Source organism: Thiocapsa imhoffii, from assembly GCF_016583985.1.
GTDB lineage: Bacteria > Pseudomonadota > Gammaproteobacteria > Chromatiales > Chromatiaceae > Thiocapsa > Thiocapsa imhoffii.
Genome location: NZ_NRSD01000007.1, coordinates 135,052 through 160,214 on the forward strand (window position 1 = coordinate 135,052; position 25,163 = coordinate 160,214).

18 protein-coding genes and 2 tRNA genes are annotated in these 25,163 nt (G+C 62.2%); 15 read left to right on the top strand and 5 right to left on the bottom strand.

Annotated elements, in window-relative coordinates; translation table 11 throughout:
• Window positions 1-35 precede the first annotated feature (35 nt).
• The gene (locus CKO25_RS09155; protein WP_200387627.1) at window positions 36-2,678 is read left to right on the top strand and encodes a DNA phosphorothioation-associated putative methyltransferase; all 2,643 of its coding nucleotides are present in this window, start codon (window positions 36-38) and stop codon (window positions 2,676-2,678) included.
• Window positions 2,679-2,798: 120 nt separating this feature from the next.
• Here the strand turns inward: CKO25_RS09155 and CKO25_RS09160 are convergent, their stop codons facing one another.
• Both CKO25_RS09160 and nifJ read right to left on the bottom strand, forming a co-directional pair.
• A complete protein-coding gene (locus tag CKO25_RS09160) occupies window positions 2,799-3,815 on the bottom strand; it encodes a dihydroorotate dehydrogenase-like protein (protein ID WP_200387628.1) in 1,017 nt (338 codons plus the stop codon).
• A 163-nt stretch (window positions 3,816-3,978) separates the two neighbouring features.
• Window positions 3,979-7,587, bottom strand: a complete 3,609-nt coding sequence (gene nifJ, locus CKO25_RS09165; RefSeq protein WP_200387629.1) for a pyruvate:ferredoxin (flavodoxin) oxidoreductase — start codon at window positions 7,585-7,587, stop codon at window positions 3,979-3,981.
• Between the two features lie 354 nt (window positions 7,588-7,941).
• On the opposite strand from nifJ, the gene CKO25_RS09170 reads away from it, so the two are divergent.
• Window positions 7,942-9,525, top strand: a complete 1,584-nt coding sequence (locus CKO25_RS09170) for an inorganic phosphate transporter (RefSeq protein ID WP_200387630.1) — start codon at window positions 7,942-7,944, stop codon at window positions 9,523-9,525.
• Window positions 9,526-9,547: 22 nt separating this feature from the next.
• Here CKO25_RS09170 and rimI read toward each other — a convergent pair whose 3' ends face one another.
• Window positions 9,548-10,000 carry a ribosomal protein S18-alanine N-acetyltransferase gene (gene rimI / locus CKO25_RS09175; protein WP_200387660.1) on the bottom strand — a complete coding sequence of 151 codons (453 nt, stop codon included), beginning with the start codon at window positions 9,998-10,000 and terminating at the stop codon, window positions 9,548-9,550.
• Between the two features lie 420 nt (window positions 10,001-10,420).
• On the opposite strand from rimI, the gene CKO25_RS09180 reads away from it, so the two are divergent.
• Both CKO25_RS09180 and CKO25_RS09185 read left to right on the top strand, forming a co-directional pair.
• Window positions 10,421-12,001 carry a peptide chain release factor 3 gene (locus tag CKO25_RS09180; RefSeq protein WP_200387631.1) on the top strand — a complete coding sequence of 527 codons (1,581 nt, stop codon included), beginning with the start codon at window positions 10,421-10,423 and terminating at the stop codon, window positions 11,999-12,001.
• Between the two features lie 205 nt (window positions 12,002-12,206).
• Entirely contained in the window at window positions 12,207-12,452 is a 246-nt protein-coding gene (locus tag CKO25_RS09185) for a BolA/IbaG family iron-sulfur metabolism protein (protein ID WP_200387632.1), read from the top strand.
• A gap of 90 nt (window positions 12,453-12,542) precedes the next feature.
• On the opposite strand, the gene CKO25_RS09190 is transcribed toward CKO25_RS09185, so the two are convergent.
• Both CKO25_RS09190 and CKO25_RS09195 read right to left on the bottom strand, forming a co-directional pair.
• The gene (locus CKO25_RS09190) at window positions 12,543-13,547 is read right to left on the bottom strand and encodes an acrylyl-CoA reductase family protein (RefSeq protein ID WP_200387633.1); all 1,005 of its coding nucleotides are present in this window, start codon (window positions 13,545-13,547) and stop codon (window positions 12,543-12,545) included.
• Between the two features lie 164 nt (window positions 13,548-13,711).
• The gene (locus CKO25_RS09195) at window positions 13,712-15,250 is read right to left on the bottom strand and encodes a fumarate hydratase (protein WP_200387634.1); all 1,539 of its coding nucleotides are present in this window, start codon (window positions 15,248-15,250) and stop codon (window positions 13,712-13,714) included.
• Window positions 15,251-15,618: 368 nt separating this feature from the next.
• On the opposite strand from CKO25_RS09195, the gene CKO25_RS09200 reads away from it, so the two are divergent.
• The 11 genes from CKO25_RS09200 to CKO25_RS09250 all read left to right on the top strand — a co-directional run bounded on the left by CKO25_RS09200 (window position 15,619) and on the right by CKO25_RS09250 (window position 25,091).
• Window positions 15,619-15,695: transfer RNA gene (locus CKO25_RS09200), tRNA-Val, on the top strand.
• A gap of 120 nt (window positions 15,696-15,815) precedes the next feature.
• Window positions 15,816-17,735 (top strand): threonine--tRNA ligase, encoded by a 1,920-nt coding sequence (gene thrS, locus CKO25_RS09205; protein WP_200387635.1) that lies wholly within the window; start codon window positions 15,816-15,818, stop codon window positions 17,733-17,735.
• A 60-nt stretch (window positions 17,736-17,795) separates the two neighbouring features.
• Window positions 17,796-18,329: a translation initiation factor IF-3 gene (infC, locus tag CKO25_RS09210; protein WP_200387636.1), complete on the top strand. Its 534-nt coding sequence runs from the start codon at window positions 17,796-17,798 to the stop codon at window positions 18,327-18,329.
• Window positions 18,330-18,479: 150 nt separating this feature from the next.
• On the top strand, window positions 18,480-18,677 hold the full coding sequence (rpmI, locus tag CKO25_RS09215) for a 50S ribosomal protein L35 (RefSeq protein ID WP_200387637.1): 198 nt from the start codon (window positions 18,480-18,482) through the stop codon (window positions 18,675-18,677).
• A 37-nt stretch (window positions 18,678-18,714) separates the two neighbouring features.
• A complete protein-coding gene (gene rplT / locus CKO25_RS09220; protein ID WP_200387638.1) occupies window positions 18,715-19,071 on the top strand; it encodes a 50S ribosomal protein L20 in 357 nt (118 codons plus the stop codon).
• Between the two features lie 126 nt (window positions 19,072-19,197).
• Entirely contained in the window at window positions 19,198-20,229 is a 1,032-nt protein-coding gene (gene pheS, locus CKO25_RS09225; RefSeq protein WP_200387639.1) for a phenylalanine--tRNA ligase subunit alpha, read from the top strand.
• 177 nt (window positions 20,230-20,406) lie between these two features.
• On the top strand, window positions 20,407-22,785 hold the full coding sequence (gene pheT, locus CKO25_RS09230; RefSeq protein ID WP_200387640.1) for a phenylalanine--tRNA ligase subunit beta: 2,379 nt from the start codon (window positions 20,407-20,409) through the stop codon (window positions 22,783-22,785).
• A 4-nt stretch (window positions 22,786-22,789) separates the two neighbouring features.
• Complete coding sequence (gene ihfA / locus CKO25_RS09235; protein ID WP_007194180.1) at window positions 22,790-23,089, top strand: integration host factor subunit alpha; 300 nt, start codon at window positions 22,790-22,792, stop codon at window positions 23,087-23,089.
• Complete coding sequence (locus CKO25_RS09240; protein WP_200387641.1) at window positions 23,070-23,444, top strand: MerR family transcriptional regulator; 375 nt, start codon at window positions 23,070-23,072, stop codon at window positions 23,442-23,444. Before ihfA ends, CKO25_RS09240 begins: the two co-directional genes overlap by 20 nt.
• Before the next feature lie 37 nt (window positions 23,445-23,481).
• Window positions 23,482-23,558 (top strand) — tRNA-Pro (locus CKO25_RS09245).
• A 342-nt stretch (window positions 23,559-23,900) separates the two neighbouring features.
• Complete coding sequence (locus CKO25_RS09250) at window positions 23,901-25,091, top strand: patatin-like phospholipase family protein (protein ID WP_200387642.1); 1,191 nt, start codon at window positions 23,901-23,903, stop codon at window positions 25,089-25,091.
• The last annotated feature ends 72 nt before the right edge of the window (window positions 25,092-25,163 follow it).

Here is a 25,163-nt window from a genome sequence, read left to right on the forward strand (position 1 = left end):
GCTCATCACTTACCACGATCTCGCATCATGATTGAATGAGTACAGGCAAGACAGTCGCCGGACGACATTATCTTCATCGCTCCCTCCTCGAGCGCAGCAGCGGGGCGATTGCCGAGCTGGTCGCTCGGGCGCGCGAGCGGTTGCCTGCCGAGGCGTGCGAGCGGTTCGATCTGGTGCGCGTCGATCTGGAAGCGGGTGAAGTTGCCTTTCTCCACTATCCCGCGTTCTTCGAGGAACCCTTCCCGGCTCTGCGTGACAGTTGGCGGGTCCTGATCGCGACGGGTGAGGTCGGTTATCGCACCTATGCCGACTCCTTGAACCCTCCGATCCTGCATCGCAAGGAACTCATGCTGGCGCCTGACCATCCCCAGTGGTCGGAGTTTGCGGCCTTGACCGAGCAGGCCGAATCCATTGGTTTATTCGATGATCCAAAGCGCATTGGCTATCGACGCCAATGGGATGCCTCCGTGGCCGAGGCCGGATATCGCGTCTCGGGTCATACGTTGGTGCCGCTGGGGAATCTCGAGGATGTGTCTGATCAGGGTGCGGACCCGGACCGCCCGGCGCCGGATCTGGAGCAGGCGTCTGGAGCGCCGGGACACGTGGGTTGGGATCGGCCGCTCGACTGGGAGGCGGCACGACAGCGCACGGCGATGGTGCGCTATGGGTTCTCGGCACCGATGCAGACGCTGGCACGGCATGGTTTCCTAGATGGGCGCTATCGCGTGTTCGACTATGGCTGTGGTCGTGGCGATGATGTGCGGGGGTTGCGCGAGAATGGCCTGATGGCATCGGGGTGGGATCCGTATTTCGCGCCGGATGAGCCGATCGTCGCGGCGGAGATCGTCAATCTCGGTTTCGTCATCAACGTCATTGAGGATTTCGATGAGCGGGTCGCGGCCCTGACGCGCGCCTGGTCGTTGGCCGAGCAGTTGTTGGTGGTGTCGGTGATGCTGGCCAATCAAAACGACCCGCGTGGCGAGCGGTTCCGTGACGGGGTGATGACGCAGCGCGGCACCTTTCAGAAGTATTTCACCCAGGCCGAGATCAAGGCCTATCTGGAGCAGGTGCTCGACGAGGAGCCCATTCCGGTCGCGCCGGGGGTGCTCTATGTCTTTCGTGACAAGGATGCCGAGCAGCGTTTCCTGGTGGAGCGTTACGCGAGTCGGCGCAATCGCTTGCGGGTACCGATCCTGCGTGCCGCGCAACGCCCTGAACGCCAAGCCCGTCCGCGGCGCGATCGTGTCGCCGAACGCTACGCGGCCTACCGCGAGCCTTTGGAGCGACTCTGGTCCTGTTGGTTGGAGTTGGGGCGCACGCCGGACCCCAGCGAGGTGGCGGATCTAGCGGACCTGATCGAAGGGTTTGGCAGTCTGAACAAGGCGTTGCGCTTGCTGGAGACGCACAAGGGGGCAGCGGAGGTCGCGGAGGCGCTGGCTCGGGCCGAGCAGGCGCGCAGCGCCGACCTCGAGGTCTATTTCGCGTTACAGCAATTCAGTCGACGTCGTCCTTACAAACATCTGGATGCGGGATTGCAACGCGACATCAAGGCGTTCTTTGGTGACTATCCCGCGGCACTCGAGACGGGGCGACAGGCGCTGTTTCGGATCGCGGACACCGAGGCGATCGCGGCAGCCTGTCAAGAGGCCGCCGAGCACGGGTTGGGTTGGCTTGACCCCGGCCGCTCATTGCAACTGGATACGCGTCTGGTGGAGCAGCTTCCGGCCTTGCTGCGCGTCTATGTGGGGGCGGCGGCCATGCTCTATGGCGACATCCGCGAGGCTGATCTGGTCAAGATCCATATCGGCTCGGGTAAATTGACCCTGCTGCGTTTTGATGATTTCGATGGTCACGCACTGCCGCGACTGATCGAGCGGGTGAAGATCAAACTCCGTGAGCAGGACATTGATTACTTCGCCTATGGTGAGCGGTTCGAACCACCCTATCTCTATCATAAGTCGCGGTATCTCAACGAGGAGTACGAGGGTTACCCGGAGCAGGTGGCGTTCGAGGACGCATTGGAGGAACTCGGTCTTCTGGACTGGTCCAGTGGGTATGGTCCTGAACCCGCGCGCTTTGATGCGCTGCTTGCACGGCAGCGGTGGGTGGTCGAGGGGTGCAATCTGGTGCGCGCGCGGACGATTCCAGATCTCGACGAGGCGTGTGGGCGCTTCCTGACCTATCGGCAGTTGATCGCCTGTGGGGAGACGCAGGCCGCCACGGGGCTCGAGAATTGTCCGCGGGAGCCGGAGAGTTACACCGCTCTTTGCGACCTCGCAACCCAGGTCCTGGATCCTGTGATCGAGTATTTCGGCATGATCCGCCTGACCTATGGATTCTGCTCAGCCGCCTTGGCGAAGGCGATCCCGGGTCGCATCGATCCGAAGCGCGATCAACACGCCGCCCATGAGCGCAACCGGCTCGGCCATCCAATCTGTTCGCGGCTCGGCGCGGCGGTGGATTTCATCGTCGAGGACGAGGACATGCTTGAGGTGGCGCGTTGGGTAGCGAGCGAGACTCCGTTCGATCGGCTGTATGTTTACGGCGAGGATCAGCCGATCCATGTGAGCCATGGTCCCGATCAGAGTCGCCAGGTGGTTTTGATGCGGCCAGGTCCGAGCGGCCGGCTGGTCCCACGTTGTATTCCCGTTGAGCGTTTTGTCGCGACCGAGCGGTAGGGCGGATCGGTGCCGCGCTCGGCGGTCGCTCTCGTCACGGTGCGGGGGGGGTAACACTCTGGTGAGCCAGCGCACTGGCGGGCGCGCGCCCTGGTGAAGACCGGGGCGCGGGGGACAGCGCTAGACCATCACGCCAGGTGAGAAGCTGTAGCTGTCGAGGATGTTGACATAGTTGGCGCGTTCGAACTCCGCAGGATTCGGAACCGAGATGGCGCTGACCCGACCGCGAAATTCATCGACCGTCTCGAATCCCTGTTCCTCCATCCAGTTGGTGATCCCGCGCAGGACCAGTGCGAGATGGCCCGGCCCCTTGCGGAGCAATGCGCTGCACAAATGCACGACATCGGCACCGGCGAGCAGGAGCTTGATGGCATCGGTTGGGGTGTGGATGCCTCCGGTGGCACCGAGCGAGAGTCCATCGTACCGTCCGTAGATGAGAGCGATCCAGCGCATGGCGAGGAGTGCGTCGGCGGAGGTCGAGGGGTGCAGACTGGACTGCAGTCGAAGGCTGTCGATGTTGATATCGGGCTGGTAGAAGCGATTGAAGAGCGCGACACCATTGGCGCCGGCCTCGCCGATCTGGCCGACGAAATGACCAACGGAACTGAAACTCGATGAGAGCTTCATGTTGATCGGGATCTGCACATGACGGCGTAGCTCACGCAGCAACGTCAGGTAGCGCTCCTCCACCTGGAGTCCCGTCTGACTGATGTCTCCGGCCACATAGTAGACGTTCAGTTCGAGGGCGTCGGCCCCGGCCTGTTGCAGCGCGGTCGCGTGACTGATCCAGCCGCTAGGGGTCACCCCATTCAGACTGGCGATGACCGGGATGTCGAGTGCCTCCTTCAGTTTGCGGATGTTCTCGAGATAGCGGTCGAGCGCGCCCGTGAAATCCTGATGATCCGGCAGGAAACCATTGCCTGCCTCGGCGAAGCCGGTCTCTTGATCTTGGAGGAATCGGACCATGCTCTCGGTCTCCGCCGTGACCGCCTCCTCGAACAGGGACCACATGATGATGGCCGCGGCGCCGTTGTCCTCGAGCTCGCGCGAGAGCTCGATGCTCTTCGACAGCGGCGAGGCCGAGGGCACGAGCGGATTCTTGATGGTGAGCCCGAGATAATTGGTCGTGAGATCCATAGCGATTGCTCCGGCAAAAGATGTGCGACGTCGAATAAGGGTGCCCGTTGAGAGGATGCCGCAAAGGCGTGTGCGCGGACTCCTGATGCTCGGCGACGATGCCTTCCAATGAGGGCATCGCGCCGAGCGGATCGAGAGGACGGTCCGCTCGTCGAATCGTGCGTCAGGTCGATTTCGGCTCCGTCTCGCGCGGGGCTGCCGCGGGGTGTTTCTGAACCGCCAGTTGTGCCAATTGCTCGTAGAGCGTAAAGCGGGTCTGGACATGATTCTGCGCGAGTTGGAGGAACCGCTCCGCGGCCTCAGGGTGCGTTCTCGTTAGGACACTGAAGCGCGTTTCCGAGTCGATGAAGTCACGGTAGGGAATGCTCGGCGCCTTCGAATCGACGATGAGCGGATTTTCGCCTCGATCGAGCCGACGTGGGTCGAAGCGGAACAGGCCCCAATGCCCGGAGTTGACGGCCAAGTCCTGTTGACGCAGGTTCTTTGACATGTCGACGCCGTGGGCGATGCAGGGCGAGTAGCAGATGAGCACCGAGGGGCCGTCATAGGATTCGGCCTCCAGGAAGGCGCGCACTGTCTGGACATCCTTCGCACCGAACGCGACTTGCGCGACATAGACGTTCTCATAGGCCATCGCCATCATGGCCAGATCCTTCTTAAACGTCGCTTTGCCGGACGCCGCGAACTTGGCGACTGCCCCCATCGGGGTGGCCTTGGAGGTTTGACCGCCCGTGTTCGAATAGACCTCGGTGTCGAGAATCAGGAGGTTCACGTTGCGGCCACTGGCAAGCACATGATCGACGCCGCCGTAGCCAATGTCATAGGCCCAGCCGTCGCCGCCAATGATCCAGACGCTGCGTTTCACGACTTGATCGCAGATGCCCATGAGCGCCTGTGCATCGATGGAGTCGATCCCCTTCAGCTTCTCCTTCAGCAACAGGACCCGTTCGCGTTGCTCGAAGATCCCGGCCTCGGTGGACTGATCGGCGTTCAGGATGGCATCGGCGAGGTTCTCACCGATCTGTGATGCGAGGCGGCGAATGATCTCGCGCGCATGTTCGGCTTGCTTGTCGACCGCGAGGCGGAGTCCGAGGCCGAACTCGGCGTTGTCCTCGAACAAGGAGTTGTTCCAAGCCGGTCCACGCCCCTCGGCATTGGTGGTGTAGGGCGTGGTCGGGAGGTTTCCACCATAGATCGACGAGCAACCGGTGGCATTGGCGATCAACATGCGGTCGCCGAAGAGTTGCGAGGCCAGCTTGATGTAGGGCGTCTCTCCGCAACCGACGCAGGCACCGGAAAACTCGAAGAGCGGCTCCATCATCATGGCGTGTTTGATCTTGGAGCGATCAAGTTGAGTGCGATCGTACTCCGGCAAGGTCAGGAAGAAGTCCCAATTGGTCTGCTCGACGCCATGGGTCTGCTCCGCGGGAACCATATTGAGGGCCTTGCGATTGGGATCCTTGCGGTCGCGAATCGGGCAGACCTCGACGCAGAGTCCGCAGCCGGTGCAATCATCCGGTGCGACCTGGTAGGTGATGTGGTGATCGGCCGGAAAATCCTTACCCTTGATCTGGACATGCTGAAAGCTCGGTGGCGCCGCGCCGGTGAGTGCCGCTGGGTAGACCTTGGCCCGGATTGCCGCATGCGGACAGACCATGGGGCATTTGCCGCAATGGGTGCAGAGGTCTTCCTCCCACTTCGGCAATTGCAGCGCGATATTGCGCTTTTCATAACGTGTCGTGCCAGTTGGCCAGGTTCCATCGGCGGGCATCAGGCTGACCGGTAGACTGTCGCCCCTCCCAGCGATCAAGGTCGCCGTGACCTGGCGCACGAATTCCGGCGCGGTGCTCGGTACGGCGGGTGGGCGCTCGAAGACGCTACTGACCTGTGCTGGAATCGTGACCTGGTGCAGACCAGCGATGGCGGCGTCGATCGCGTGATAGTTTCGATCCAAGAGGGACTGACCCTTTTTCCCATAGCTCTTCTTGACCGCATCCTTGATGTGGGCGATCGCCGTGTCGCGCGGCAGGATGCCGGAGATGGCGAAGAAGCAGGTCTGCATGATGGTGTTGATCCGACGTCCCATGCCGGCCGCGCTGGCGATCCCGTAGGCATCGACGACGAAGAAGGAAATCCCCTTGTCGATGATCGTCTGCTGCATCGCGCGGGGCAACTCGTCCCAGATCCGCTCGGGCGGGACATGGGAATTGAGCAGGAACACCGCGCCGGGTCGCGCATAGTCGAGCATGTCATAGCGCGTGAGGAAGGTCGGCTGATGGCAGGCGACGAAGCTCGCATCGTTCTCGCCGATCAGATAGGTGCTGTGGATCGGCTTGGGACCGAAGCGCAAGTGGCTGATGGTGACAGCGCCGGCCTTCTTGGAATCATATTGGAAGTAGCCTTGCCCGTAGTTGGGGGTCTCTTCGCTGATGATCTTGATTGAGTTCTTGTTGGCCGAGACCGTCCCGTCGGAGCCGAGTCCGAAGAAGACGCAGTTGGTCACGCCCTCGAGCGCATCGGGTTTAAAGGTGGGATCCCAGTCGAGGCTGGTGTGCGTGACATCGTCGAGGATGCCGATGGTGAAGGGGTTGTGAGGAGCGGGCTGGGTCAATTCATCGAAGATGCTCTTGACCATGGCCGGCGTGAATTCCTTTGAGGACAAGCCGTAGCGACCACCGATCACGCGTGGCATGCTGGTGCGTTGTCCTAGCGAGAGGCTGCGGGCGAGGGCCGTGATCACGTCCTTGTAGAGTGGTTCCCCGTCGGCACCGGGCTCTTTGCAGCGATCGAGCACGGCGATGTGGCCGACCGTTGGGGGCAGCGCCGCGAGGAGGGCGTCGGCGGCCAAGGGGCGGAAGAGTCGAACCTTGATCAGGCCGACCCGCTCGCCCTGCGCGACGAGGTGTTCGACCGCCTCTTGCGCCGCGCCGATCCCCGAGCCCATCAGCAGGATGACGCGTTCCGCGTCGGGTGCGCCGACATAGTCGAACAGTTGGTACTGACGCCCGGTCAGGCTGGCGAAGCGGTCCATCGTGCGCTGCAGGATGCCGGGGATCTCGGCATAGTATGGGTTGACCGTTTCACGACCTTGGAAATAGACGTCCGGGTTTTGCGAGGTACCGCGCACAACCGGGCGATCCGGATTCAGGGCACGCGCCCGGCAGGCGCTGACGAGGTCCTCGTCGATCATGGCGCGGACGGTCTCGTGCGAGACCTGTTCGATCTTTGTAACCTCGTGCGAGGTTCTGAAGCCATCGAAGAAGTGCAGCACCGGGACCCGGCTCTCCAGGGTCAGGGCTTGCGCGATCAGGGCAAAGTCCATCGCCTCCTGCACCGAGGCGGAGCAGAGCATGCTAAATCCCGTGGCTCGACAGGCCATGACGTCCGAATGATCGCCGAAGATCGACAACCCTTGCGCCGCGAGTGAGCGGGCGGAGACGTGGAACACCGTGGGGGTCAGCTCGCCGGCGATCTTGTACATATTCGGGATCATCAACAGCAATCCCTGCGAGGCGGTGAAGGTGGTCGCGAGTGACCCACCCTGCAAGGCGCCATGGATGGCGCCCGCGGCTCCGGCTTCGCTTTGCATCTCCACGACATCAGGAATCGTGCCCCAAAGATTCGGGATTCCGAGAGACGACCACTCGTCCGCCCATTCACCCATGTTGGACGATGGGGTGATGGGATAGATGGCGATGACCTCGTTGGTCAGGTGGGCGACGTAGGCCACGGCCTCGTTGCCGTCGAGGGTTACCATGATCTTTTGCGACATCTGATGCGGTCCCGAGCTGATTTGGGAAAGGAGGCCTGCAACGCCGAGCCGGTCGCGCTGTACTCCGACTCGGCGGCAAGCGCGACCCACAGCGAGGCGGGAGCCGAGTGACGAGGTCAACTATAGCTCGAATCCAACCCTGTTTGTCTTCCCTTTTGTTGCTCGTGTTCGCAAGGGGCAGCCTGTTCAGAGTGATTCTGTCCCCATGGTTTGATCTCGGAGTCAAGGACCTGTTGTGCTCGACGACAGTGCGACGCTCTGTGTCTTGGACGTTTATGACAACAGTGTGACAGTTGGGTGACGGTTCGATTTCTGGGACAATCCAGGTTCGATCATGTCTGCCGCGAGCCTGCCATGGAGCTGAGCCACCTCAACGAGTTGGAAAAGGCGACGAAGAAGGGTCGTCTTGAACTGTTTCGTCTTGGTATCGGATTGCTCTTCATCATTGGCGTGATGTTCTACGCGATCGTGCGCGCCGAGGCGGACGGGAGTCTCTTTGTCGTGATTGCCGCCATGATCGGCGGCTACATGGCCATGAACATCGGCGCGAACGATGTGGCCAACAACGTTGGCCCCGCGGTCGGCTCGAAGGCCTTGACGCTCGGTGGGGCGCTGGTGATCGCCGCTATCTTCGAGGCCGCGGGCGCCATCATTGCCGGCGGCGAGGTGGTGGGAACGATTCGCAGCGGGATCATCGACCCGAATCTGATCGCCGACGCCGATACCTTTGTTTGGGTGATGATGGCGGCGCTGTTGGCGGCGGCGATCTGGCTGAACATCGCAACCATTCTGGGCGCCCCGGTCTCGACCACGCACTCCATCGTGGGCGCGGTGCTGGGCGCTGGAATTGCCTCGAGTGGTCTGCAGATTGCTAACTGGGGCACGGTGGGAACGATCGCCATGAGCTGGGTGATCTCGCCGCTGATGGGTGGTGTGATCGCGGCCGCCTTCCTCTACCTCATCAAGCGGACCATCACCTACCAGGTGGATTTGCTCACCGCATCCCGGCGCACCGTGCCCTATCTGATCGCGGCCATGGCTTTTGCCTTCGTGTCCTATTTGATGCTGAAGGCTTTCGATCGGCTCTGGAGTGTCGCCGCGTGGCAGGCGCTGACGGTGGGGGCGGTATCCGCGGTGGCGGTCTGGTTCATGGTGAAACCCGTGATCAATCGGAAGGCGGTTCGCATCGCCAATACCAAGGCAGGCGTGAATCAGCTGTTCACGGTTCCCTTGATCTTCGCGGCGGCCTTGTTGAGTTTCGCCCACGGTTCCAATGACGTCGCCAATGCCGTGGGTCCGCTCGCGGCCATTGTCGATGTCATGAATTCGGGCACGGACGAGATCGTCCGCGCCGCGCCGGTGCCCTTCTGGGTCATGGTCGTGGGTGCGATCGGAATCGCGATCGGATTGGGGCTGTTCGGCCCGAAGGTGATTCGTACCGTGGGCTCCGAGATCACTGAGCTGGATAAAATGCGTGCCTACTGCATCGCCATGGCGGCGACCATCACCGTCATCATCGCGAGCCAGCTCGGCATCCCGGTCAGCACGACGCATGTTGCCGTCGGTGCCGTGTTCGGCGTCGGCTTCCTGCGTGAATATCTGAAGAGCCAGTACGACCGGATGCTCGACGACATCAAGTCCCACCATCCCGAGGGGGATCAGGCCGCGATCCGGATCTTCATCGCGCGCTTCGCCGCGGCCTCGATCGACGAAAAAGGTTCGATGCTACGCGAGCTGAAACGCAGATCGAAGCTGCGAACCGATCCGGCCAATTTCTCAAAGCGCGAGCGCCGAGGTTTGCGCAAGGTCTATCGCCGTGAGTTGGTGAAGCGCTCCCAGGTGCTGAAGATCGTCGCGGCCTGGGTGATCACGGTTCCGGCCTCGGCGGTGCTGTCCGCGATCCTGTTTTTCACCATCCGAGGGATGCTGCTGCCCTGACGTGCGGATGGTCGCGCGGGCGTCACCCCGCGAGACGTTCCGTCGTGCCCGGATCGAGCGCGCGCGCGAGGACGACCGCGTCCTCGCGCCCCTTGCGCGCGGGGTAATACCCTGGACGGACCCCGACCTCACAGAAGCCTTCCGAGGCGTACAGCGCGCGGGCGCGCGCGTTCGATATCCTCACCTCCAGGAAGGCGCTATCGGCTTTGCGGGTTCGCGCGAAGGTCAACAGATGACGCAGGAGTCGCCGCCCGAATCCGCGTCCTTGCCAGTCGGGATAGACGCACAGGTTCAGGATATGACACTCCCCCACGGCCACGGCCATGATGGCGTGCGCGACGGGCGTGGTCTCGATTTCTCCAATCCAGCAGGAATAACCAACCCGCAGACAGTCGCGAAAAATGCCTTCGGTCCAGGGAAAATCATAACTTTCGCGGTCCATTGCGCAGACCCGTGTCACGTCGCCCTCGCGCATCGCGCGCAGGGTCAGATCGGCCGCGACCTGGTGGTGCGTGGGCGGCCGTGATGGGGCGGTGGGTGTCAAACCGATGTCTCTTCTTGCCGATGATGTGGTTCGGATGGTGCGAGCCGGCGTGGGCGTCACGGGCGCACTCAAGGCTCGCCGCCGCGCAGTATATCCGAGGGCACTGGATCGGCGGCAATCAGGCGACCTGAGGCGAGCACGGCGAGATGTGGGGCGTCGGGTGATCGCGTTGGCGTTCACCGTTATACTCCCGAGGTTTGGTCCAACCCGCGATCAAAACTCCCTCGTCGTCGCGGAGACACCCGAGAAACCGCAGGCTCCTCGCGTCTGGGGGCAAGGGGTGCTGGCAGACTCGGGTGCCTTGCAAAGGGATTGGCCACGCGGTGACCTCCATTCAGCGATCAAGATCTCATGAGCGAACTTCGAGAAGAACTCCAACGGCGTCGAACCTTTGCGATCATTTCGCATCCAGACGCGGGCAAGACCACGCTGACCGAGAAGCTCTTGCTCTTCGGCGGCGCGATTCAGCTCGCGGGCACCGTGAAGGGCCGCAAGGCCGCACGCCATGCCACTTCGGACTGGATGGAACTGGAAAAGGAGCGGGGGATCTCGGTGACCTCCTCGGTGATGCAGTTCCCCTATGGCGCCAGCATCGTCAACCTCCTGGACACCCCCGGGCACCAAGATTTTTCCGAAGACACCTATCGGACGTTGACGGCGGTCGACTCCGCACTCATGGTGATTGACGTCGCGAAGGGGGTCGAGGAGCGCACGATCAAACTCATGGATGTGTGTCGACTGCGTGATACACCGATTCTCACCTTCATCAATAAGCTCGACCGCGAGGGGCGTGACGCGATCGAGTTGCTCGATGAGGTCGAGCAGGTGCTCAAGATCCAGTGCGCGCCCGTGACTTGGCCGATCGGCATGGGCAAACGCTTCAAGGGTGTCTACGATCTGCGGTCCGGGCGCACCCATCTGTTCAGCGCCCAGCATGGCGGGCGCATTGCCGAGGGCGAGATCATCGAGGGGCTCAACCATCCGCGAATGGACGAGATGCTCGGTGATCAGGCGGATGAGCTGCGGGCTGAGATGGAGCTTGTCGAGGGGGCGAGTCATCCGCTCGATCTCGACGCCTATCGAGCGGGTCGCCAAACGCCGGTGTTCTTCGGCTCCGCGATCAACAATTTCGGTGTGCGTGAGTTACTCGATGCCTTCGTCGAGTATGCCCCGCCGCCGCGCGCGCGTGCGACCGGGCAACGTGCGGTCGAGCCGAGCGAGGCCGCTTTCACCGGCTTCGTTTTCAAGATTCAAGCGAATATGGATCCTGCCCATCGTGACCGGGTCGCTTTCCTGCGGGTGTGCTCTGGGAGCTATCGCAAGGGGATGAAGATGCGGCACGTTCGCACGGGCAAGACGGTACAGATCTCCAACGCGATCACCTTTCAAGCCGACGAGCGTCGGCATGTCGAGGAGGCCTGGCCGGGGGACATCATCGGCCTGCACAATCATGGCACCATCCAGATTGGCGACACCTTCACCGAGGGCGAGGAGCTCAAGTACGGCGGGATTCCCTATTTCGCGCCGGAATTGTTCCGCCGCGTGATCTTGAAGGATCCGTTGCGCATGAAGGCGCTGCAGAAGGGGGTGGTGCAGCTCGCCGAGGAGGGTGCGACCCAAGTGTTTCGTCCTCTCAAGAATAACGACATGATTCTTGGGGCGGTCGGTATCCTGCAATTCGATGTGGCGGCCTATCGGTTGAAGGACGAGTATGGTGTCGAGGCGACGGTCGAGCCGGCCAGCGTGAAGACCGCCCGCTGGATTGTTTGCGACGATCCGAAGCGCCTCGAGCAATTTAAGGAGAAGAATTACGAGCATCTGGCGCTCGACGGCGATGACCAGCTCGTCTATCTGGCCCCCACCCGCGTCAATCTCGATCTCGCCCAGGAACGGTGGCCGGATGTCCGCTTCCTGGCCACTCGGGAGCTCTGAGCCGCCGGCAAGCATCGCGCCCCGCGCGCTCCGAACGATCGTTCCCACCTGAACCAGCCTCAATGGGATTCCGCGCCGGCGTCGAGGCGGATCCCCCGGAGGTCTTGCCGGCCATCCTCGCTGACCTCATGTTGTTCGCGAGATGACAAACGAGAAGACCGCATCCGCGCGGTCTCACAGATTCAGACATGAGGAGTAGACGAGAGTGGAAACCGAAGCAGTTGCGGAACTGATCCGGATCGGCCTACCCGGCGCGACCGTGCAAGTCTCGGGAGACGGCAGTCACTTCGATGCCGTGGTTATCAGCGAGGTCTTTGAAGGTCTGACACCGATCAAGAAACAGCGCCTCGTGATGGAGACGGTCAAGCCGCAGATTGCGAGTGGTGAGTTGCATGCCCTCTCGATCAAGACCCTGACCCCGACGCAGTGGGCCGATCAAGGTCAGGGCTGAGCGAGGCTGTTCGCGCTGACCGCGGCGAGACAGGCCATCTGAAGCCCGGCACGCCGCGCTGTCCTATTGATCACCGCACGATCTGATCCATCACGGCTGCGTGGACGGCGCGATTTTGACGAGCACGCGACCATGTGTCTGTCCAGCCAGCATGTCGTCGAAAACCTCAGGAAGGTCGGCGAAGTCGAGGGTCTTGCTCAGGAGTGCATCGAGATCGGCGGGACGCCAATCGGTTGCGAGGTGTTCCCACAGGGTCCGTCGGAGCGGTTGTGGGACATCCACGGAGTTACAGCCGAGGAGGCTGACACCCCGCAGGATGAAGGGCATGACAGTGGTTTCGAGCTGATGACCTCCGGCGAGCCCAATGCTGGCGATATTGCCATGCGGTGCCAGGGTGCGGGTGATCTGGGCAAGGAGTTCCCCACCAACGTTGTCGACCGCGCCTCCCCAGCGCGCGCGCTCCAGGGGACGCTTGGCATCCGCTAGGGCATCACGGCCCAGGATCCGCGTCGCGCCGATGCGATGCAGCCAGTCCGCCAACGCGGCCTTTCCCGAGAGTGCGACCACCTCGTAGCCGAGCCGCGCGAACAGCGCGATCGCCACGCAGCCAACCCCACCGCTCGCGCCAGTGACCAAAATCGGCCCAAGCGCGGGCGTCTGGCCGTTGGTTAGCATCCGGTGTACCGCGAGCGCCGCCGTGAACCCCGCGGTGCCAAGGATCATGGCGGTGCGCGCATCCAGGCCTTCGGGCATGGGCACGAGCCAGGATGCCGGGACGCAGAGCAACTCGGCATACCCGCCATCATGATCGAAGCTCAGTCCCCAGCCCGTTGCGATCACCGCATCACCGGGACGAAATGCAGGATCCTCGGAGGCCTCGACCGTTCCGGCGGCATCGATACCGCCAACCAGCGGAAAGGTACGAAGGATCTTGCCTCGCCCCGTCCCGGCGAGGGCGTCCTTATAGTTGACGCTGGAATAGGCGACGCGAACCAACACCTCTCCCGGTCCGGGACGCGGTATGGGCAGCTGTTCGAAGCCGGCGCGATGGCCGGCCTCGTCCTGATGGATGCGAAACGCGGTATAGGTCTCCACTCAGATCGTCTCCTCTTGTTTTGCGCAGGGTCATCCAAGACATTGGGGCCAAGATCCTCGATCCAGACCAAACACCGAGGTGTCTCGGCGCTTGCTCGCAAGGCGTAGCCGCTGGACCGATGTCCCAACGCATGAACACCAAATAACCGTTCCCTGATCCCTTTTCACTCCTCACTCGAGGATTCAACCCGCACCGGGATCCCCCCAATCTTCTCCCGCCACAGCGCGGGTCCTGTTTCGTGCAGTGATTCGCCACGATGATCCACCGCGACGGTCACCGGCATATCCTCGACCTCGAATTCCCGGATCGCCTCCATGCCGAGATCCTCGAAGGCGATCAAGCGGGAGGATTTGATCGCTTGCGCCACCAAATAGGCCGCGCCGCCGATGGCCATCAGATAGACGGCGCCGTGTCGTTTGATGGCGGCGATCGCCGCGGGCCCACGCTCAGCCTTACCGATCATGCCGATCAATCCGGTCTGCGCGAGCACCTGTTCGGTGAACTTATCCATGCGCGTGGCGGTGGTCGGGCCAGCTGGGCCCACCACCTCGTCGCGCACGGGATCAACGGGGCCAACGTAGTAGATGAAACGGTTGGTGAGATCCACGCCAGCGGGCAGTGATTCTCCCCGATTCAGAATCTCGACGATGCGCTGATGCGCGGCATCGCGCCCCGTCAGGAGCTTGCCCGAGAGCAGGAGGCGTTCACCTGGTTGCCAGGATGCGATCGTCTCACGGGTCAGGGTGTTCAAATCAACCCGACGCGCGCTAGCGGCGGCATCCCAGGTGATCTCGGGCCAGTCGGTGAGTCGAGGCGGGGTCAGTTGGGCGGGGCCACGGCCATCGAGTGTGAAGTCGAGGTGCCGGGTGGCCGCGCAGTTGGGGATCATGGCCACCGGCAGCGAGGCGGCGTGCGTGGGGTACGTCAGGATCTTCACGTCCAGGACCGTGGTCAGGCCGCCGAGGCCCTGTGCGCCGATGCCGAGCGCATTGACGCGTTCGTAGAGTTCTAGACGCAATTCTTCGATGGGGTTCGATGGACCGCGTGCCTTCAGCTCATGGATGTCGATGTGCCCCATCAACGCCTCCTTGGCCAGCAACATCGACTTCTCCGCGGAGCCACCGATGCCGATTCCGAGCATGCCGGGTGGACACCAACCTGCCCCCATGGTTGGCACCGTTCGCAGCACCCAGTCGACCAAACTGTCACTTGGATTCAGCACCGTGAACTTCGCCTTGTTCTCCGAGCCGCCGCCCTTGGCGGCGAGACGAACCTCCACGCGATCACCCGCGACCAGTTCAACATGCACCACGGCAGGCGTATTGTCACCGGTGTTCTTGCGTGCACCGATGGGGGGCGAGACCATCGATGCGCGCAGGACATTGTCGGGATGGCGGTAAGCCGCGCGCACGCCCGCATCGACCATGGCCTGCAGATCCCGTGTCGTTTCCCAGCGCACCTCGAGGCCGACCTTCACGAAGACCACCACCATTCCGGTGTCCTGGCAAATCGGTCGATGCCCCTGCGCGCACAGGCGCGAATTGACCAGAATCTGTGCCATCGCATCCTTCGCGGCGGGCGACTCCTCGCGCTCGTAGGCTGCCGCGAGGGCTTGGAGATAGTCACTGGGGTGGTAGTAGGAGATGAATTGCAGCGCATCGGCGATGCTTTGGATGAAATCGTGTTCGCGGATGATGGTCATGCGTTCGCGCACCTCTGCTGGTTGTCGCCCGACAGTATAGCCGCAACACCTGAACCGACCCTGCTCGATCCATGGAAGAACTTGTGAATACAATGCATTGGGCGGCTTGATTCGGGTGTTGCTCGGTCGGGCGTGGAGCCGGGAGGCGACCGGCGAAGCCCCTCCCGCGCGTCCGTAGGATGGCTTGCCGCGTCGGGGCGCCGGGAGTTGGATCGATCCGAGTGGCGGCCCCGCTGGAACGGCCTACCTGCTGGAACGGCCTATTGGAATAGAAGGAACCTTGGAGGGGGAAGGTGGCCTGGGGGTGATCTAAAAATAGGGCTTGGCAAAGGTAGGGTAGGCCTGTATCATCCCCTGCTCGCAACGACAGGCGCGTAGCTCAGTTGGTTAGAGCACCACCTTGACATGGTGGGGGTCGTTGGTTCGAGTCCAATCGCGCCTACCACATGCCAGCCGCCAGCTCCGGCCGTTGGCCGTCCCGACTCTTCGGGCGGCACTCTGCTGGAGCTGGCGTTTTTCATGTGATCCTTGGTATCGATCACCACTGAAACCGCCAGGTCTCGCCATGCCCCGCATTACCCTGCCCGATGGTTCACAGCGACAGTTCGATCATCCCGTGACCGTGGCGGACGTCGCCGCCGCGATCGGTCGTGGTCTCGCCAAGGCGGCGCTCGCCGGGCGTGTCGATGGCGTCTTGGTCGACACCTCCCACGTGCTGGAGCAGGATGCCGAGCTGGCGATCATCACGGCTAGGGACGAGGCGATCGCGCTCGAACTTCTGCGTCACGACGCGGCGCATGTCATGGCTCAGGCGGTGCAGGAGCTTTATCCTGGCACGCAGGTCACCATCGGGCCGGCGATCGAAAACGGCTTCTACTATGACTTCGCTCGCGACGAGCCCTTCACGCCGGACGATCTCGAGCGCATCGAGGCGCGCATGCGCGAGATCGTCAAGCGCGACCTGCCGATCGTGCGTGAGGTCTGGGGCCGTGAGCAGGCCAAGGAAGCCTTCGGCGCGCTCGGTGAAACCTACAAGGTCGAAATCATCGATGACATCATCCCGGAGGGTGAGGCGGTCTCCGTCTACCGTCAGGGCGACTGGTTCGACGTCTGTCGTGGGCCACATCTGCCGAGTACCGGCAAGCTCGGTCAGGGTTTCAAGCTGATGAAGCTGGCGGGGGCCTATTGGCGCGGCGACGCGCGCAACCCCATGCTTCAGCGTATCTATGGCACCGCCTGGCGCGACCAGAAGGAGTTGGCGGCGTATCTACATCGTCTCGAGGAGGCGGAGCGGCGCGATCACCGTAAGCTCGGCAAGCAACTCGATCTGTTCCACTTCCAGGACGAAGCGCCCGGCATGGCCTTCTGGCATGCCAAGGGGCGAGTCATCTACCGCTTGGCCGAGTCCTACATGCGCGAGAAACTCGACCAATATGGTTATGAGGAGGTCGAGACCCCGCAGGTCATCGATCGCTCGCTGTGGGAACGGTCGGGTCACTGGGACAAGTTTGCCGGCGGGATGTTTACAACGCATCTCGACGACCACGACTACGCGATCAAGCCGATGAACTGCCCGGGGCACATCCAACTCTTCAATCAAGGGTTGAAAAGTCATCGTGATCTGCCGTTACGCATCGCTGAGTTCGGCGTGGTGCATCGCAACGAGCCCTCTGGCACCCTGCACGGCCTGATGCGGGCACGACGTTTTACCCAGGATGATGCCCATGTTTTTTGCACCGAGGCCCAGCTCCAGGAGGAGGTGGCGACCCTGATCGACATGGTCTTCGAGACCTATCGTGACTTTGGTTTCGATCAGGTCGATCTCGCCCTATCGCTGCGCCCCGAGCAACGCGTCGGCAGTGATGCGCTTTGGGACAAGGCCGAGGACGCCTTGGATCAGGCGCTCAGGAACAAGGGCCTCGTGTTCAAGGTGCAACCCGGCGAAGGCGCCTTCTATGGCCCTAAGATCGAGTTCACCCTCTATGACAGCATCGGACGTGCCTGGCAATGCGGCACGATCCAAGTGGATTTCTCCATGCCCGCCCGGCTCGGCGCGCACTACATCGCCGAGGACAACAGCAAGCAGGTTCCGGTGATGATCCATCGGGCCATTCTCGGTTCGGTCGAGCGCTTCATCGGCATCCTGCTCGAACATTACGCCGGCCAGTTGCCGGTCTGGCTCGCGCCGCGACAGGCGGTGGTGATGAACATCACGGATCGGCAAGCCGAGTATGTGCGCGAGGTGGCTAAGACGTTGCGTGATAAGGGCTTCCGTGCCGAAACGGACTTGAGAAACGAGAAGATCGGCTTTAAAATCCGCGAGCACACCCTCCAACGAGTTCCCTACCTACTCGTCGTGGGTAATCGGGAGGTGGAATCACGATCCGTCGCGGTCCGTGATCGTGCGGGCCAGGATCTGGGGATCCTCGACCTCGACGCCTTCATCGACCGTCTCGGCACAGAGGTCGCGAATCGGACCCATTGATTCGTCGAGTCCCATTTTAAGCTCGCGCGGTCGACGCCTGCGTCGTCCTTTTCAGCGCATTTGGAGGAATCTGCTATCGCTGCACCAAAGAGAAACCGCGTCAACAAGGAGATCAACGTTCCCGAGGTACGCTTGATCGGCGCGGACGGCAACCAAGTCGGAGTCGTGGGTACGCGTGAGGCGTTGGAGATGGCCGCCGAGGCCAGTCTCGATCTGGTCGAGATCGTCCCGAATACCGATCCCCCAGTGTGTCGATTGATGGATTTCGGCCGTTTCCTCTTCGATCAAAAGAAGAAGAAGAACGAAGCCAAGAAAAAGCAGAAGCAGGTTCAGATCAAGGAGGTGAAGTTTCGCCCAGGGACGGATGAGGGAGACTATCAGGTTAAACTACGCAGCCTGACCCGTTTCCTAAACGACGGGGACAAAGCCAAGGTCACCATGCGATTTCGCGGGCGTGAACACGCCCACCGTGAACTCGGTTTGGAACTTTTGAAGCGAATTGAAAGCGATCTGGCCGCACTCAGCATCGTCGAGCAAAAACCCCAGATGGAAGGACGCCAGATGGTGATGGTGCTGGGCCCCAAAAAAAAATAGCAACGCCGCAACGGACAGGTCCCGGGGCGAATCACCCTGAGGGCGTGCGGTGCCCCACGGTCATGATGACCATGCGGCACCGGATGCCAGCTCCTCGGCTGGATGGGCGTTGCAATCAAATTATTCGGCAAATCGCGGAGTTGAAACCCAATGCCCAAGATCAAGACCAATCGCGGTGCGGCCAAGCGCTTCACGCGGACGGCCTCCGGTTCGATCAAGTGCAACGCCTCTCATCGGCGCCACATCCTGACCAAGAAGTCGACCAAGCGGAAGCGCCAATTGCGCTCTCCGAAGTACCTTCAACCGTCGGATGTGCGGGCCGCTTTGCGGATGATCCCTTACTGCTGATCGCCGCGCACTCGAACGAATCTCAAGGAGTCCACTTATGCCACGCGTCAAACGGGGTGTTACCGCCCACGCTCGTCACAAAAAGATTCTCGACCAAGCCAAGGGCTATTCAGGAGCCCGCAGCAAGGTCTTTCGTGTCGCCAAGCAGGCGGTCATCAAAGCCGGCCAATATGCCTATCGCGATCGCCGGCAGAAGAAGCGCCAATTCCGGGCGCTCTGGATCGCGCGCATCAATGCCGCGGCGCGTGAAAACGGGCTCTCCTACAGCCGTCTCATTGACGGTCTGAAGAAGGGGGGCGTCGAGGTTGACCGCAAGGTGCTCGCTGACATCGCCTACCACGATCAGGTCGCGTTCGCGGCCATTGCGCAACAGGCGAAGACCGCACTCGCCTGAGCGGGCGCATGCCCTCGCTCGAGCGGGCGCGGGCGTGCCGCGGATCCAGGAGGGAAAGGCCCCGGTCTTTCCCTTTTTCGTTTGGCGCCGAACGCGGCGGATCTGATCATCAAGGCAGAAGCGGATATGGCAGAACAAACCGAACTCGGTCTCGCGGCCCTCAAGGCGGCGGCGCTGACGACGATCGAGCAGGCGCAGGATCTCGCGGCCCTCGATGCGGCTCGCGTGCGCTATCTCGGTAAGAATGGTGAGTTGACCGCGCTGCTGAAGCAACTCGGAACCTTGCCCGCCGCGGAACGCCCCGCCGCGGGCCAGCAGATCAATCTCGCGAAGGCCGCGGTGCAAGCGGCCATCGATGCGCGGAAAGCGATGCTGGAGGCAGCGTCCCTCACCGCCCGTCTCGCGGCTGAGCGCATCGATGTCAGTCTGCCTGGCCGGGGGCGTGAAATGGGCGGACTGCACCCGGTCACCCGCGCGCTGCGCCGCATCGAGCATCTCTTCGCGCAAGCGGGCTTTGCCGTCGTCGAGGGGCCGGAGGTCGAGGATACCTATCATAATTTCGAGGCCCTCAACATTCCGGAGCATCATCCCGCGCGGGCGATGCACGACACCTTTTATTTCGATACACAGCGGCTGCTGCGCACCCACACCTCGCCGGTTCAGATCCGGGTGATGGAGACGCAGAAGCCACCACTGAAGATCATCGCGCCGGGTCGTGTGTACCGTTGTGACTCGGATCTGACCCATACGCCGATGTTCCATCAGGTTGAAGGACTGCTCGTCGACGAGGCAGTCACCTTCGCGGACCTCAAAGGCGTGCTTCATGACTTCTTGCGGAGCTTTTTCGAACGCGATCTCGCGCTGCGCTTTCGCCCGTCGTATTTTCCCTTCACCGAGCCATCGGCGGAGGTCGACATTCAATGCGTCATCTGTAGCGGCAGCGGCTGCCGTGTCTGCAAGCAGACCGGCTGGCTCGAGGTGCTCGGCTGCGGCATGGTGTACCCGGAGGTCTTCCGCAAGGTCGGGATCGATCCCGACCGCCATCTCGGCTATGCCTTTGGCATGGGGGTCGAGCGGCTCGCGATGCTGCGGTACGGCATTGATGACATTCGATTGAACTTCGACAACGATCTTCGCTATTTAAGACAATTTCGCTAACGCGTCCCGGCACGGATGCGGCGCCGGTTGCCCCGGGTGCGTGGCGCGCGTTGCCGAGGTATCGAATGACGGTCTGGCCACGCCGCGGTGTGCGGCCGGCAGGCGATGGGACGAATCTGGATCCGTTGATCCTGCAACGGAACGACAACAGCGTATCAGCGTATAGGGCAGCAGCAAATGCGATTCAGTGAGGCGTGGTTACGGGAGTGGGTGAGCCCCCCGGTCGACACTCGGCAATTGGCCGATCAACTGAGCATGGCTGGCCTCGAAGTCGATGCCGTCGAGCCCGCGGCGCCTGCTTTTGATGGGGTGCGGATCGGCTGGGTCACGTCCGTCGAGGCGCATCCCGATGCCGCGAAGCTGCGGATCTGTCGCGTGGATCTCGGTGAGGATGAACCACTGCAGATCATCTGCGGCGCCGCGAATGTGGCCGCGGGCATGAAGGTGCCGGTTGCGACCATCGGTGCCGTGTTGCCGGGCGACTTCAAGATCAAACGCGCCAAGCTGCGCGGCGTTGCCTCCCACGGGATGATCTGTTCGGCGAAGGAACTCGGACTCGCGGAGTCCTCGGACGGGATCCTGGCATTGCCGGCGGACGCGCCTGTCGGCGAGGACATCCGGGCCTGGATGGCGCTCGACGATCAGTGTCTTGAAGTCGACCTGACCCCTGATCGTGGCGATTGCTTGAGTGTCAGTGGCCTTGCCCGTGAGGTTGCTGCCATCAACGGCATGACCTTGATGCCATCGGCCATCCACCCGGTGGTGCCGCTGCGGGAGACGCAAATCCCGGTGCGCGTGCTCGCGCCGGCGGCCTGTCCGCGGTATGCCTGCCGGATCATTCGCAACATCGATTCCTCGGCCGTCACGCCCTGGTGGATCACCGAGCGTCTGCGCCGCAGTGGCCTGCGTCCGATCAGCCCGGTCGTCGATGTGACGAACTATGTGATGCTCGAGCTGGGTCAACCCATGCATGGATTCGATCTCGCGACGCTGGACGGCGAGATCCAGGTGCGACAGGCGGTGGCGGGAGAGTCCTTGCGGCTGCTCAATGGCGAGACCCTGACCTTGCGTGACGACACCCTGGTGATCGCCGATCGACACCGGCCGGTGGCCCTGGCTGGCATCATGGGGGGAGCGGAGACCGGTGTTGGCGACGCGACGCGGGATGTGTTGCTCGAGAGCGCCTTCTTCAGCCCGCAGGCGATCAGTGGGCAGGCACGCTCCTATGGACTGCACACGGATTCCTCGCACCGCTTCGAGCGGGGTGTCGACCCGCTGCTGCAAGAGCGCGCGATCGAACGTGCCACCCACCTGTTGTTCACGATCGTTGGGGGCGAACCCGGACCCGTCGTGATGGTGGAGACGGAGGCGGATATGCCTCGGCGTAGACAGCAGTTGTTGCGCCGGGCGCGGATCGCGCAGATCCTTGGAGTGGTGATGCCCGACGACAGGGTCACCGAGATCCTGCAGCGTCTAGGAATGATGGTGTCGCCGCATCAGGAGGGTTGGCTCGTTACCGCGCCCAGTTCCCGCTTCGATCTGGTTGAGGAGGTTGACCTGATCGCCGATCTGGGACGTATTCATGGTTACGAGCGCATTCCGGTCGCGCGCAATCGCTCGGTCTCCGTGACCCGTGTCGCTGCGGAAGCCCATTTTGACTTGGATCGGGCGCGGTTGGCGCTGGTCTCGCGTGGCTTCCAGGAGGTCATTACCTACAGTTTCATCAGTCCTGACTTGCAGGAGCGTGTCGATCCGGAACAGGAGGTCTTGCGGTTGGCCAATCCGCTGAGTGCCGAACTCTCCGTCATGCGAACCAGTCTCTGGCCAGGACTGCTGCAGACGGCGCGTTACAATCAAGCACGGCAGCTGGAGCGGGTGCGGATCTTCGAGTCAGGTTTGCGCTTCCGGCTCGGCGCGGAAGGATTGACTCAGACTCCGGGGCTGGGCGGACTCATCGTTGGACCGCCTGATCCCGAGCAGTGGGGATTGCCGCGGCGTGCCGCTGACTTCTACGATCTCAAGGCGGATGTCGAGGCACTGCTGGTGCTCACGGGGGCGCCAGAGCGTTTCAGTGTCCACCCGGATGCCCATCCGGCATTGCACCCGGGGCAGGCTGCTCGCATCGAGTGCGCGGGAGAGCCTGTTGGGTGGCTCGGAATGTTGCATCCAAGCCTGGCGGCGTCGCTCGATCTTATTGGGAACGCCTATCTGTTCGAGTTGGATCTCGACGCCATGAGTCTCGGCGTCCTGCCGAAGTTTTCACCCATCTCGCGCTTTCCGAGTATTCGTCGCGACATCGCCATCACGGTCGACGAAGCGGTCAGCTACGAGGCCATTGCATCCAGCATTCGTGCCGTTGAGACTGAATTACTGCGCGATCTGGTACTGTTTGACGTCTACACCGGCCAAAACATTGAATCGGGACAAAAAAGTCTCGCACTTGGATTGATTTTACAGGCTCGTTCTCAGACACTGACCGACAGTGTCATTGATGAGACGGTGGGGCGGATCCTAGACCGACTCGCCGTGGATTTTGGCGCGACATTGAGGAAATGACTCTATGGCATTGACCAAGGCCGACATGGCCGAGCATCTGTTCGATGAACTTGGCCTAAACAAGCGTGAGGCAAAAGACATCGTCGAGATGTTTTTTGAGGAGATCCGTGCGGCGTTGGAGCGGGGCGAGCAAGTGAAATTGTCCGGCTTCGGCAACTTCGATCTGCGGGAAAAGAAAGAGCGTCCCGGCCGGAATCCCAAAACGGGCGAGGAGATTCCGATCACTGCCCGCCGTGTCGTCACGTTCCGTCCCGGGCAGAAACTCAAACAACGGGTTGAAGCTTATGCTGGAACCGATCGATAACAGCGAGGATAACGGCCCGGGTGATCTGCCGCCGATTCCAGGGAAGCGTTATTTCACCATCGGCGAAGTGAGTGAACTCTGCGGGGTCAAGCCTCATGTGTTGCGTTACTGGGAACAGGAGTTCCCGCAGCTCAAGCCGGTCAAGAGACGGGGCAATCGTCGCTATTATCAACGACATGACGTGCTCTTGGTCCGGCAGATTCGCAGTCTCCTCTACGACCAGGGGTTCACCATCGGTGGTGCCAGATTGCAACTGAGTGGGGAAGGGGCCAAACAGGATCAGAGCCAAGCCCATCAGATCCTCCGGCAGATGCGGGCGGAACTTGAAGAGGTTCTCCAGCTCCTTCGTCGTTGACGACAGCGTTGCTTCGGCCTAACATGATGAGTCTTTCCGGGGCGTAGCGCAGCCTGGTAGCGCACCTGAATGGGGTTCAGGTGGTCGGAGGTTCAAATCCTCTCGCCCCGACCAAAACAATCAAGCGGTGAGCTGGGAAACCGGCTCGCCGTTTTTTGTTATCGGCCGAAAAATTATTTTGTAGTCGCGTCCGTAGGTCGCGTGCTGGATCGGCAACCCTGCTTGACCTAACTTGCCTGCATCGCCGACATCGAGCGCCCAGCCGCCGCAGCGACCGCCCTGCGCCAGTCGGTGAGGGACGGCTCGATCGAACCCGGCCGGCAAGCGGGTGCGACCGGGAACCGCAGATTCGTCCGCTGAGAGGACATCATGTGACTTGGTCTTGCGGTGGGGTTACGATGCCCCCGCGTGCTCAACCCCATGAGCCCTATCCGCCAGCCTCGGAGGCAAAACAAGATGACCTTGAAGCACATCGCATGCTTGATCGCGATGACAGCCGTTCTGCTCGCCCAAGGCTGTGCAGGACCGGTGCGCAAGGAGGCCGTTCCGGCCGCGTTCACCGACCAAGCCGTCATCCCCGGCATGGCCGAGGTGCGTTACCGTGTCGGCATCGACACCGAGGCGCTCCAGCGCGAGGGCATCGCCTCGGTGCGGCGCGAGCAGGCATTCCTTGCCTCAACCGGCCAACGCGGCGGCTTGCCCCCCGCAACCTTCCTGGCCGTCTCGGGTGGCGGCGACAACGGCGCCTTCGGCGCCGGGCTGCTCAACGGCTGGACCGCGGCGGGCGATCGGCCGGAATTCAAACTGGTCACCGGCGTCAGCACCGGTGCCCTCATTGCGCCCTTTGCCTTTCTCGGCCCGGCCTACGACGAGCAGCTCAAACGCTTCTACACGACCACCGGTCCCACGGACATCGCCAGGCCACGTTCCTTGTTGGCGGCAGTGACGAGCGACGCCCTGGCGGACAATGCCCCACTCTGGAAATTGGTCAGCAGGGAGGTCGATCAGTCGTTGCTGGACGCCATTGCCCGCGAATACGACAAAGGGCGTTTGCTGTTCGTCGCCACCGTGGACCTGGATGCACGTCAGACGGTGCTCTGGAACCTGACCAAGATCGCCGCAAGCAAGGATCCGAATGCGCTCGACCTGTTCCGATCACTCATGATCGCCTCCGCCTCCATCCCCGGCGCCTTCCCGCCCGTCATGATCGATGTCGAGGCCAACGGGCAGGCCTACCAGGAGATGCATGTCGACGGCGGCACCATGTCGCAGGTCTTCGTCTATCCGCCGTCACTCGACATCGAAGCGCTCTCCCGCAAGCTCGGGACTCAGCGCGAGCGGCGGGCCTATATCATTCGCAATGCGCGTCTCGACCCGGAATGGGCTCAAGTCGAGCGACGGACCATGAGCATCGCCGGCCGGGCGATCTCATCGCTCATCCACACCCAGGGCATCGGCGATCTGTACCGAATCTATCTCACGAGCGACCGCGACGGCGTGGACTTCAACCTGGCTTATGTGCCTGCGAGCTTCAATGTTCCGCATCGGGAGGAGTTCGATACCGAGTTCATGCGAGCCCTCTACCAGACCGGCTACGACATGGCGGCAGAAGGCTACCCCTGGGAGAAGGCGCCGCCGGGGTTCTGACGACTCCGGATCGACAGCCTCCAAGACCGGCGTGTGCTCGCCGGACGACGCACCGCGGTCCGTCACGAATCC

Coding starts and splice junctions, on each gene's coding strand:
- nifJ (WP_200387629.1), bottom strand. CDS start 7,587: ATGTCGCAAAAGATCATGGTAACCCTCGACGGCAACGAGGCCGTGGCC.
- CKO25_RS09240 (WP_200387641.1), top strand. CDS start 23,070: ATGCTGGAACCGATCGATAACAGCGAGGATAACGGCCCGGGTGATCTG.
- thrS (WP_200387635.1), top strand. CDS start 15,816: ATGCCCCGCATTACCCTGCCCGATGGTTCACAGCGACAGTTCGATCAT.
- CKO25_RS09160 (WP_200387628.1), bottom strand. CDS start 3,815: ATGGATCTCACGACCAATTATCTCGGGCTCACCATCAAGAATCCGCTC.
- pheS (WP_200387639.1), top strand. CDS start 19,198: ATGGCAGAACAAACCGAACTCGGTCTCGCGGCCCTCAAGGCGGCGGCG.
- rplT (WP_200387638.1), top strand. CDS start 18,715: ATGCCACGCGTCAAACGGGGTGTTACCGCCCACGCTCGTCACAAAAAG.
- rimI (WP_200387660.1), bottom strand. CDS start 10,000: ATGCGCGAGGGCGACGTGACACGGGTCTGCGCAATGGACCGCGAAAGT.
- ihfA (WP_007194180.1), top strand. CDS start 22,790: ATGGCATTGACCAAGGCCGACATGGCCGAGCATCTGTTCGATGAACTT.
- CKO25_RS09180 (WP_200387631.1), top strand. CDS start 10,421: ATGAGCGAACTTCGAGAAGAACTCCAACGGCGTCGAACCTTTGCGATC.
- CKO25_RS09170 (WP_200387630.1), top strand. CDS start 7,942: ATGGAGCTGAGCCACCTCAACGAGTTGGAAAAGGCGACGAAGAAGGGT.
- CKO25_RS09155 (WP_200387627.1), top strand. CDS start 36: ATGAGTACAGGCAAGACAGTCGCCGGACGACATTATCTTCATCGCTCC.
- pheT (WP_200387640.1), top strand. CDS start 20,407: ATGCGATTCAGTGAGGCGTGGTTACGGGAGTGGGTGAGCCCCCCGGTC.
- CKO25_RS09250 (WP_200387642.1), top strand. CDS start 23,901: ATGACCTTGAAGCACATCGCATGCTTGATCGCGATGACAGCCGTTCTG.
- CKO25_RS09195 (WP_200387634.1), bottom strand. CDS start 15,250: ATGACCATCATCCGCGAACACGATTTCATCCAAAGCATCGCCGATGCG.
- rpmI (WP_200387637.1), top strand. CDS start 18,480: ATGCCCAAGATCAAGACCAATCGCGGTGCGGCCAAGCGCTTCACGCGG.